The following is a 10,141-nucleotide window of genomic DNA, read 5'->3' as shown; positions in this document are numbered from 1 at the left end:
GGCTAGGGGTTAGGGGCTAGGGGTTAGAGGACAACACAGCGGAAATAAAGCACTTAATGTTAAATGTCTGAACTCTTGCAAAAAAGTAATTACGAATTACGAATTACGAATTACAAAGTTCTGGTAAATTCAATGCTGATTTTGCCACTGAAATCTGGAATAGGTGCGGCGGGTTTACTGACAGTGAGTTGAACTTTGGTGACACGATCGCACTCTTGTAGTATAGAATCTGCGATCGCACCTACTAAGCGTTCTAGCAAAGCAAACTTGGATGTTTTGACCAGATTTTGAATCAAGCTGATGATGCTGCGATAATCTAGAGTGTCTTCTATAGCATCAGTCTTGGCAGCGGTGGACAGATCTAACCATAATTTCACATCGACCTCAAACCATTGACCTAACACCTGTTCTTCTGGCAAATAACCGGTGTAACCATAACAACGAATCCCCGTCAAATGAATACAGTCCATTTAAAATTAAAAATTGTCTGATATTTATCTTTAATTTAATGCCGATCGCCTATAGAAATGTTAATCAATTTTGGGCTTATGTCTTAACCCAGACCTTAAAACGTCTAGGATTGACCTGTGCTGTAATTTGTCCTGGTTCGCGCTCCACACCGCTAGCAGTCGCCTTTGCTCAACAAATACCTGAAATTGAAGCGATTTCCATTCTCGATGAACGCTCCGCAGCTTTTTTTGCTTTGGGAGTAGCTCAAACAACCGGCAAACCTGTAGCACTAGTTTGTACCTCTGGTACAGCAGGAGCGAACTTTTACCCAGCGGTCATCGAAGCGAGAGAAAGTCGTGTTCCCATGTTGGTATTAACTGCTGATAGACCAAATGAACTGCGAAACTGCCACTCTGGACAAACAATAGATCAATTGAAATTATATGGAAATTACCCAAACTGGCAAGCAGAGTTAGCCTTACCTTCTTTAGATATGGGAATGCTAGCTTATCTTCGGCAAACAATAATTCATAGCTGGGAGAGAACGCAAGCTCCTACAAAAGGCCCAGTACATCTAAATATTCCCTTTCGCGATCCTCTCGCCCCCATTCCTGACAATACTGACTGGAGCTATTTGCAGTCAAAGTTTAATTTAGAAGACTTTTTTGCTGGAGTAGCAAACCCATGCCCCATACCCTATGACGCCACTTGCTACAACGGAGGGAACCTCCGCAACGCAGTGGCTCCCCCATGCCCCATACCCAAAGAATGGCAACAATGCGATCGCGGTATCATAATTGCTGGTGTAGCTCAATCACAGCAGCCACAGGAATATTGTAGGGCGATCACGCATCTTTCCCAAACTCTCCAATGGCCTGTGCTAGCTGAGGGACTTTCCCCACTGAGAAATCATGTTGACCTTAACCCCTATTTAATTTCTACTTATGACCTGATTTTGCGTAATCAGCAACTAGCCAAGCAGCTAGCACCTGATATGGTGATTCAGGTAGGAGATATGCCTACAAGTAAAGAACTGCGTACCTGGATTGATTCAACCCAACCCCGACGCTGGATAATTGACCCTAGTGACCAAAATCTAGACCCGCTTCATGGGAGGACAATTCATTTCCGAGTTGCGGTAGAGCAACTGGTGGGGGAGGAAGGGAGCAGGGGAGCAGGGGAGCAGCACTTCGGCTTACCTCGACTTCGATCGGCACAAGACGCTCAGTGGCCAGAGAGCAGGGGAGCAGGGGAGCAGGGGAGCAGGGTAATTAAATCTTCCTCATCTGAATATCTGCAAAAGTGGTGTGCAGCAGAAACACAAGTCAGGGTAAATCTTGACCACACCTTGGAGACAATGGAGGAATTATTTGAAGGTAAAGCCGCGTGGTTATTGTCTCAAATGCTACCGCCAGGAACGCCTTTATTTATCGCCAATAGTATGCCTGTGCGGGATGTGGAATATTTCTGGAAACCGAATAATTTAGGAGTGCGATCGCATTTTAATCGTGGTGCAAACGGCATTGATGGCACATTATCCACAGCTTTAGGAATTGCCCACCGTCAGCAAAGTAGTGTGATGTTAACAGGAGATTTAGCGCTGTTGCATGACACTAATGGTTTCTTAATCCGTAATAAATTTATCGGACATCTCACAATTGTATTAATCAACAACAACGGCGGTGGCATTTTTGATATGTTACCCATTGCCAAATTTGACCCACCCTTTGAAGAGTTTTTTAGCACTCCCCAAGATATTGATTTTGCTCAGTTGTGCGCTACTTATAATGTGCAGCATGAATTGATTACTTCTTGGCAGCAGTTGCAGCAAAGATTAAACCCGCTTCCAACTACAGGTATTCGAGTTTTAGAGTTGCGGACAAATCGCAAAGCAGATGCGAAGTGGCGACAAGATAATTTACGTAATTTTGCGGTAGATATTGCAATTTAATTCTGCCCTTAGATATTACTAAATAGAGAGATGCAAGGTATTAATTTTGCGAAATGTTTATGGTGTCAAAATTAAAAGTGATTGATATAAGCGTTTCAAGTACTGTTGGTGCTGCTGAAACTTGCAAACTATTATAATTAGTAGTACAATTACGACTCTAGCGAATTTAGCGACACATGCGACAAGATGTAGAACATAACAATAATGAAAGTGAAGAAGATATTTCGTTTTTAACAACTATTGAAGTAGCTGAACTTCTTCGTGTTCACCAAAGAACTGTACAAAGATGGATATCATCAAATAATCTTAAAGCTACAAAAGTGGGGCCAAGAATTTGGCGTATCAAACAAAAAGACTTAGATGAGTTTTTACAAATAAATAACAGTAGACAACAAGCAGAAGAAAATATTAACTCAAATGGCAACAGGAATACCTAGTAGAGATAGTCGTAAAAGTAAAAAACAAAATATAATGCCTTTTCGTCTGGAATATGAAGGGAAAATTCCTATAGAAGATATATTAAAAATTCCTGTAGCCAAGTTACATCGCATAATCAGTATAGATGGACATCCAAGAAATAGACTCATCTATGGAGAGAATTTAAGAGTTCTTAGTTCATTCTTGAACGATGATACTATCGCGGGTAAAGTTAGTTTAATTTATATTGACCCCCCTTATGCAACAGGGAGTAGTTTTGAGTCTCGTCAAAGAGACCATGCTTATCACGACCTAATGGAAGGTGCAGAATATTTAGAGTTTTTACGTCAACGACTGGTTTTACTAAGAGAACTTTTATCAGAAGAAGGTTCTATTTATATACATTTAGATGACAAGATGGCTTGTGCTGTCAAAATTATAATGGATGAAATTTTTGGTTCTAAAAACTTTCGCAATTGGATTACCAGGAAAAAATGTAACCCCAAAAACTATACTCGTAAGCAGTATGGAAACACCGCTGACTACATTCTATTTTACACAAAAACGGATAATTATATATGGAATCAGCCTTTTAACCCTTGGACTGAAACTACTGCAAAGAAAGAGTATCAATATCTTGAAAAGGAGACTGGAAGAGTTTATAAGAAAGTCCCTGTTCATGCACCAGGTGTAAGAAAAGGTGCAACAGGTCAACCCTGGAGAGGAATGCTACCTCCTCCAGGTAAACATTGGCAATATACTCCAGAAACTTTAGACGAAATGGATGCACGTGGAGAAATTTACTGGTCACCAACAGGAAACCCAAGAAGAAAAGTTTATTTAGATAATAGTCAAGGTATTTCAGTCCAAGATATTTGGCTTGATTTCAAGGATGCCCACAATCAAAATATAAAAATTACTGGCTATCCAACAGAAAAAAATCCAGATATGATAAAACGAATAATTCTAGCCTCATCTAATGAGGGAGATATTGTGTTAGATGCATTCGCTGGAAGTGGTACTACTGCTGCTATAGCTGAAGAGTTAGGTAGAAAATGGATAGCTATTGATAATTCACAACTTGCTATAGCTACAATAGTTCAGCGTTTAGTTAAAGGAACAGAAGTAATGGGTGACTTCATTAACGAAAACAGTTCCACTAAACATGAACAAAAATACTTAATAGGTATAAATAGAATTTTACGAAGTGGTCTAGATTTATATATTGAAGAAACACCAGAATTAGAGTTTATCTCTGATACTGTAATCCATGAGTGGAATAGCAAACTCAACTTTCAAGCCAATCTTGTGTAAATCTCTCATCAAGCATTTTCAGAGTGCATACCATTATTTTGCCACCACCATAACTTTCTAGACGAGCATAATCATTCCACATAGATCCTAGTAGTAATCCTGGCCCATCGTTCAAAAAAAATACTTTTAAAGCCACTTTATATGTATCAGCATATCTGAGAATATCAGTTGCTTTATCTCTATTTCCACCAGTTCGATCATCTTCTTGAGAACCTCCTCTATCAGAGTCATAACGAGCAAATCCAACTACTAAGGGGGTTCCATCTAATCGAGATATAAAAATATCTGCTGGAGTTTGAGCTTCCCAATTATCCAAAACCTTATCAAGCATTACATCTTTTCCAGCACGAACTGGCCCCCGAATTATATAGTTTTTACCAAATACTCGGTCAAACCATAAGAAAAACGCTTCTGTCAAGTCATAGCCTTTTTGCCCCCGTTTACTCTGTTCTAAAAGAAGAGCCATCAGAGTTTCATCGGGTACAGGACGACTTTGCAAGTTTCTTCTAACCTCTTCTAAGCTACGAAATCTATCACCAAAGTCGTTAATTATATTGGGAATATCACGTTTTTTCTTGGTCATTTCTACTGTCGTATCTGGTGATATATACCTCCGAAATACTCTAAGAAGTTGAATACGTAAAGGATCAGGCTCTTTTGTAATAATTTCGAGTAAATTTGCAGCGTTTGTTGCTTCGTCTACCAATTCTATGAAACGCTCCAAAACTTTTTCGTAGAGCATTTTAGCTTCATCTAAAGAATCAGGGTAGAATGGTGAGTCAAATATGGTAATCCACTTAGATGCAGTTCCTTTGTAGCTACTGAATGAAATCAAATTACAATCTCCATTGCCATAATCGATACAATCTTTTAAGTATAAAACACATAATTCTATAAAAAACGCTAAAGCCAACTCTTCCAACTTCCTCAGGAATTTCACCAAATAGTCGTTTTAACAGTCGGAGGAGGAGCGATCGCCTTTCTTCTTTGCACCTTTGCGTGAGATTTACTCTTTTGATTGACCTTGTAACCATCCTTCCAAATCAGCCATAGAGGAAAAATCTAACAACGCCTCACCTAAAGCTTCCAACTGTTCTAGCGACAATCCTTGAATCTGAGACAACAGCGCATCGGGAAGCTCACCCAATAGCCGTTTTAATTGTCGGAGGACGAGCGATCGCGTTTGTTCCTCCTTCACGTCTCGAAAAGCCCGTGGTTCTTCTAAATTTAGTCCCAACATCGCTTCAATCTCCTCTCGACTTAAGGTAGAAAACTTGTAGACTATAATCGTCGTCACCCTTCGGGTTCGGCAGTCGCTCATGGGGAAAACCCCCAAGACCGCGCTGTCTCACTAAATCTATTATTGCTTGTTGAGATTGTTGCTGTGCTTGTTCCAACAAAAACCGTGCCGATTCTACTGCTTCTGTTTCAGAGCAGAGGTAATATTCGTCAATAACATCAACCCTAGCCCCAAAGGTTGTTGTCTTAAATCCCCCAACTCATCTAAATAAACCCGCCGCACTTGCATTACTCTCTAGCAAAACACGGTGAATTGTGGGATTTGAGGGTTCCAGACTGTGAGAAGGAAAAATTATTACCCCAGACCAGTTATTGTAACGAATAGAGTGGCGATAGAGAAACAAAAACAGTTCGCTAAAAAAGCGGTGATACAAGTCTTCGTCTCTTTGAAACTGAACTTCTGCAAAAAAGACGGTTTTGGAAACTGCATTAGTGGGGGGTAAAAATACTCCATCAATCCGAAACGCCGTTTCTTTGACTTCAACCGATTCAAACTGATAATTCTGTGCTTCTGCGGGTGGTTCATCTACTAATTCAAACAGCAAAAGAGGAAATTGCTTAAATAATTTATAGAAGATGGTGTCACGTCGCATTTTTATTCCTCAACACACCCAGACAATTAACAGATTGTAAAAGCTGGAGACACTCATCTTAGCGATCGCTTGTCCATTTAGAGTTTGCAGGAGAATTAAAAATAATAATGAAAAAATGGCTTTCTATTGTCGGCATTGGTGAAGATGGGTTACAGGGATTAAGTGCGATCGCTCGTTCTTTAATAGATCAAGCTGAAGTAATTGTGGGAGGCGATCGCCATCTTGCAATGTTGCATACAAATGATCAACGTGAGAAACTAACTTGGGTATCTCCCATTAGTGCCTCAGTAGAAGAAATTATCCGTCGTCGAAATCAGCCAATTTGTGTACTGGCGAGTGGTGATCCCATGTGTTTCGGTATTGGTGTTACCTTAACGCGGCAAATTCCCATATCAGAAATTACGATTATCCCTGCGCCTTCAGCTTTCAGTCTTGCCTGTGCCAGATTAGGATGGTCTTTAACTGAAGTAGAAACCTTGAGTTTGTGCGGTCGTCCACCTTCGGTGCTTCAGTCTTACATTTACCCCAAAGCTAAACTGTTGATTTTGAGCGAGGGAAAAAATACACCCGCGATTGTGGCTGAAATTTTGACCAAGCGTGGCTATGGTGACAGCGAGATTGCAGTATTAGAACGCATGGGCGGTACTCAAGAAAGGATTGTAGCTGGTACGGCTACATCTTGGAATGCAACAGAACTTGCCGATCTCAATGCGATCGCAGTTAATTGTATTGCTGATGCTGGAGTTGTGCCTTTGCCAAGATTACCAGGACTTCCAGATGACGCTTATCACCATGATGGACAGCTCACCAAGCGCGAAGTTAGGGCAATTACCTTAGCAGCTTTAGCGCCTATCCCAGGACAACTGCTGTGGGATGTCGGCGCAGGTTGCGGCTCAATTTCGATTGAATGGATGCGGACTCATCCTAGATGTGGGGCGATCGCGATCGAACAAAATTCTTCTAGACTGCACTATATTGCTGAAAATGCCACTACCCTCGGTACTCCCAACTTACAAATCATTGCAGATAAAGCACCCCATGCCCTCAAAGATTTGCCTACACCAGATGCTATTTTTATTGGTGGTGGAGTAACAGCAGAGGGACTTTTCGATATCTGCTGGGAAGCACTGCGGCCCGGTGGACGTTTAGTGGCAAATGTCGTCACAGTGGAGGGTGAACAAACTTTATTTCAGTGGCATCAACAAGTTGGTGGTAACTTAACTCGTATTGCTATCCAAAGGGCGGAACCTATTGGCAAATTTTTGGGTTGGCGGGCAATGGCACCTGTAACACAATGGATTGCAATTAAGGGCTGACAATTGATTGTATGCCCACACTCCCACTCTGGCAATTTTAAATTGATGGTTGGAGAGAGACGCGATAAATCGCCGTCTCTACAGCAAATTTATTCGTCCATTATTTCTTGATACACTACTAACACCTAGTCCCTTACCAAGGGCCCGATATAGCAAAGGTAATTCCCGGTGATTGCATATTTACAAACATGGTTTGTCCATTGGGTGAGAAACAAACCCCAGTTAACTCATTTGAGTTCAACGCATTGCGGGCAAATTTATAGAGTGAGCCACTTGGCGTGATACCCACAACAAAGTCAGTACCACCGCCGTCCTCTGTGATGAATAAATCACCGTTAGGCGCAACGACAATATTATCTGGAAAATCTAGAATACTGGCATTGTTAGGTTGGATGTACAGCTGGAGTGTTTGGGTAGCAGGGGTATAACGCCAAACTTGACCCACTCCGGCACTACCGCCATTAGTACAACAAAAATAAATGTCTCCATTGCCATAGAAGATGCCTTCACCACGAGCAAATTTAGCAGCTCCTAAATTAAAGCCTGCAACCCGTACTGTATCACTAGAAGGATTGGGGTTAGTAATTGGAACCCAATCTACTGCGTAGGCTTGACCCACTGTAAACCCTGTTGTGGTATTTGCTTTGGGTTTTGAGATGATCCTCAAAGCAGACAGTGTACCTCCTGCACTCAAGTTATTTTGTGTGTTAGGTATGAAGCGATATAACAAGCCATCACTCCGGTCTTCGGTCATATAAACATAACCTGTATTGGGATCTACTGCTGCTGCTTCGTGATTAAATCGACCCATCGCCACAAGGGCTACAGGCGTTACGAACCCAGTTGCACTACTAGGAACCTCAAATACGTAGCCATGCTTCTTGTTACCCGTTTCAAAACTCTCTTCACAACTGAGCCAAGATCCCCAAGGAGTTCGTCCGCCGGCGCAGTTACGGTAAGTACCTGCCAAAGAACCGTAGTGACTGATTAAAGTACGAGTGGAACTAACTACCAAAGTTGTTGTGCCACCTTTACCTTGAGTATCATATTTTTTAGAGCTAGGTGCGCCAATGCTTGTACTTGATGCTGGGTTGAGTTCGTGGTTACGGATGAGAATTGTAGAGCCATTCGCTCCTGCAAATGCCCCCATACCATCGTGTCCACCTGGAACTTTGTAGCCATCGCTCATGGTTTGTCCTGTCTCAGACAACCTCACATAAGAGAATCCAGCAGGTAAATCTAGCACACCGAGGGGGTCAGATTGAAGCGCACCGTAAGGGCCTGCTGCTAAAGTTCGTTTAGCATAAAAAGCCTGCAATGGAGATAAGAGTAAAGCACCAGCAGTTCCCGTACCTGCTAGTGTAAAAAATCCACGCCTTGATAAGGTCACTACATTCTCCTTGATTTGGAATAAAGGCTACAACAGCCAATTATTTGATAGCTATTATGGAGAATGTTTAAGTTATTTGTGTTAAGGAATAACTAAGGTTTATTTATGAAAAGGTATTAAAAATAACGTTGATTAACAAACTATTATTTACCGTTAAAAAATTAAGATTGTTTTGTTAAAAATAATTATAACAAGATAGGTTCAACCAATTTGCAAATAAGCCCTAATTTGGGTAAATAAAGAATAACCGCTAATACCAAAAATAAAAAGAATCGCAGCAGAAAAAATTACTACGTCTCTGACAAGAAATAAAATCCAATCTTTTCTTAATTCTTGTTTAAACTTGAGTTCTCGCAACTTGTGTTCAAGTTCTGCATCTGCTTGTAACTGTAAGTTTACCGTCGATATAACGATTGGCTTATCACCTTTGCTAGCAATTATTTTTGATAAATCTATTACATTTGACATATTTTTAGATGCCAACAACTTCCGTTTCAAGATTTTGCTGATCGTCGGCAATCCAAAGATGTTTGCCTTGGTACTTAGCTTCTACTGCTATTTCCATGAGTGCGATCGCCTTTAACAACACCTCAGCATTGTCTCCATTAATCTTTTGCGCCAGATTATTTAATGTCTCATACAATTCGAGCGACAAATCCAAATTTATCTGTATTCTTTGAGTCTTTGCTGTTGTAGACATTTCTACCATCACGATTTCATAGCAATTTCTGCTTTTACCACAGTAGAGTCAATTGTACGTTTAATATTAAAACCTAGTTTTTCATAAACTCGTTGCATCTGCGCCTGTCAAATATCATAGGCGCGATCGCTGGTTGATTTCATCGGTTTTGACATCAATCCTCCAGATTGGCACAGAGATTTTTAACTTTGTCAAGAATGTGGCTAATTTTTACTAAAGCGATCGCCTTGCCATTGTCGGCAATTTGTGAGATGCGATCGCCTACTTCAAAATTAATTCCTGGCACCGTTACCCACCAAGCTTGGGGACAATAACCATAGATGGCTTGAGTCAGAGCTAAAAGCGATCGCGGGTCGCCTGTATGTCCTACAAGGGTACAGGAAGATGTAGGTAATAGCGATCGCACTTGCACATCAAAGCCCTCGCAAGGGAAACAAGCATCAACAAAAATGGCTAATTCAAAACTTGCCAAAGTTGCAGCTAAATCGGGGGTAAGTTGGTGAACTGCAAGAGATTTTACTGTCGATAAACCCCAAGCAGCGATTTCGTTAGCTATGCGTTGTCCAACACCATCATCACTACGCAAATCATTGCCATAACCAATTATCATGACAGTTTTATCCATTGTTTTTAGTTTTTCATCATAAAAAAATACGCCCATAAGGGCATGGGGCATGGGGCATTGGGAAGAAGGGGTAAGGGGGAAAGGGG

The 10,141-nt window shown here is 41.1% G+C and carries 10 protein-coding genes and 1 pseudogene; 4 read left to right on the top strand and 7 right to left on the bottom strand.

Annotated elements, in window-relative coordinates; genetic code table 11:
- Positions 1–110: 110 nt before the first annotated feature.
- Positions 111–470, bottom strand: a complete 360-nt coding sequence (gene folB, locus I8751_RS16830) for a dihydroneopterin aldolase (protein ID WP_214440286.1) — start codon at positions 468–470, stop codon at positions 111–113.
- Between the two features lie 38 nt (positions 471–508).
- On the opposite strand from folB, the gene menD reads away from it, so the two are divergent.
- The 3 genes from menD (at position 509) to I8751_RS16815 (ending at position 4,132) form a co-directional block, all read left to right on the top strand.
- A complete protein-coding gene (gene menD, locus I8751_RS16825) occupies positions 509–2,401 on the top strand; it encodes a 2-succinyl-5-enolpyruvyl-6-hydroxy-3-cyclohexene-1-carboxylic-acid synthase (protein WP_214440285.1) in 1,893 nt (630 codons plus the stop codon).
- A gap of 176 nt (positions 2,402–2,577) precedes the next feature.
- Entirely contained in the window at positions 2,578–2,838 is a 261-nt protein-coding gene (locus tag I8751_RS16820) for a helix-turn-helix domain-containing protein (RefSeq protein WP_214440284.1), read from the top strand.
- Positions 2,819–4,132, top strand: a complete 1,314-nt coding sequence (locus tag I8751_RS16815) for a site-specific DNA-methyltransferase (RefSeq protein WP_214440283.1) — start codon at positions 2,819–2,821, stop codon at positions 4,130–4,132. Before I8751_RS16820 ends, I8751_RS16815 begins: the two co-directional genes overlap by 20 nt.
- On the opposite strand, the gene I8751_RS16810 is transcribed toward I8751_RS16815, so the two are convergent.
- Positions 4,107–5,054, bottom strand: a complete 948-nt coding sequence (locus tag I8751_RS16810; protein ID WP_225894207.1) for a hypothetical protein — start codon at positions 5,052–5,054, stop codon at positions 4,107–4,109. The two genes, I8751_RS16815 and I8751_RS16810, sit on opposite strands and share 26 nt — an antisense overlap.
- Before the next feature lie 84 nt (positions 5,055–5,138).
- Positions 5,139–6,024, bottom strand: a pseudogene (locus tag I8751_RS16805) (DUF2887 domain-containing protein).
- 104 nt (positions 6,025–6,128) lie between these two features.
- On the opposite strand from I8751_RS16805, the gene cbiE reads away from it, so the two are divergent.
- Complete coding sequence (gene cbiE / locus I8751_RS16800) at positions 6,129–7,340, top strand: precorrin-6y C5,15-methyltransferase (decarboxylating) subunit CbiE (RefSeq protein WP_214440288.1); 1,212 nt, start codon at positions 6,129–6,131, stop codon at positions 7,338–7,340.
- A 133-nt stretch (positions 7,341–7,473) separates the two neighbouring features.
- Here cbiE and I8751_RS16795 read toward each other — a convergent pair whose 3' ends face one another.
- From I8751_RS16795 to I8751_RS16780, 4 genes are all read right to left on the bottom strand, one after another.
- Complete coding sequence (locus I8751_RS16795) at positions 7,474–8,730, bottom strand: alkaline phosphatase PhoX (RefSeq protein WP_214440282.1); 1,257 nt, start codon at positions 8,728–8,730, stop codon at positions 7,474–7,476.
- Between the two features lie 201 nt (positions 8,731–8,931).
- Entirely contained in the window at positions 8,932–9,198 is a 267-nt protein-coding gene (locus I8751_RS16790; protein ID WP_214440281.1) for a hypothetical protein, read from the bottom strand.
- A gap of 4 nt (positions 9,199–9,202) precedes the next feature.
- The gene (locus tag I8751_RS16785) at positions 9,203–9,430 is read right to left on the bottom strand and encodes a DNA-binding protein (protein ID WP_214440280.1); all 228 of its coding nucleotides are present in this window, start codon (positions 9,428–9,430) and stop codon (positions 9,203–9,205) included.
- A 154-nt stretch (positions 9,431–9,584) separates the two neighbouring features.
- Positions 9,585–10,141 (bottom strand): hypothetical protein (locus I8751_RS16780; RefSeq protein WP_404800434.1); only part of this gene is annotated, 557 nt, incomplete at its 5' end.

Origin of the sequence: Atlanticothrix silvestris CENA357 (assembly GCF_016056295.1) — a bacterium.
GTDB lineage: Bacteria > Cyanobacteriota > Cyanobacteriia > Cyanobacteriales > Nostocaceae > Atlanticothrix > Atlanticothrix silvestris.
Note: the sequence above shows the minus strand (reverse complement) of the source record. Positions and strands in the feature narration are given on the sequence as shown.

Coding starts and splice junctions, on each gene's coding strand:
- menD (WP_214440285.1), top strand. CDS start 509: ATGCCGATCGCCTATAGAAATGTTAATCAATTTTGGGCTTATGTCTTA.
- I8751_RS16785 (WP_214440280.1), bottom strand. CDS start 9,430: ATGTCTACAACAGCAAAGACTCAAAGAATACAGATAAATTTGGATTTG.
- I8751_RS16790 (WP_214440281.1), bottom strand. CDS start 9,198: ATGTCAAATGTAATAGATTTATCAAAAATAATTGCTAGCAAAGGTGAT.
- I8751_RS16820 (WP_214440284.1), top strand. CDS start 2,578: ATGCGACAAGATGTAGAACATAACAATAATGAAAGTGAAGAAGATATT.
- I8751_RS16815 (WP_214440283.1), top strand. CDS start 2,819: ATGGCAACAGGAATACCTAGTAGAGATAGTCGTAAAAGTAAAAAACAA.
- folB (WP_214440286.1), bottom strand. CDS start 470: ATGGACTGTATTCATTTGACGGGGATTCGTTGTTATGGTTACACCGGT.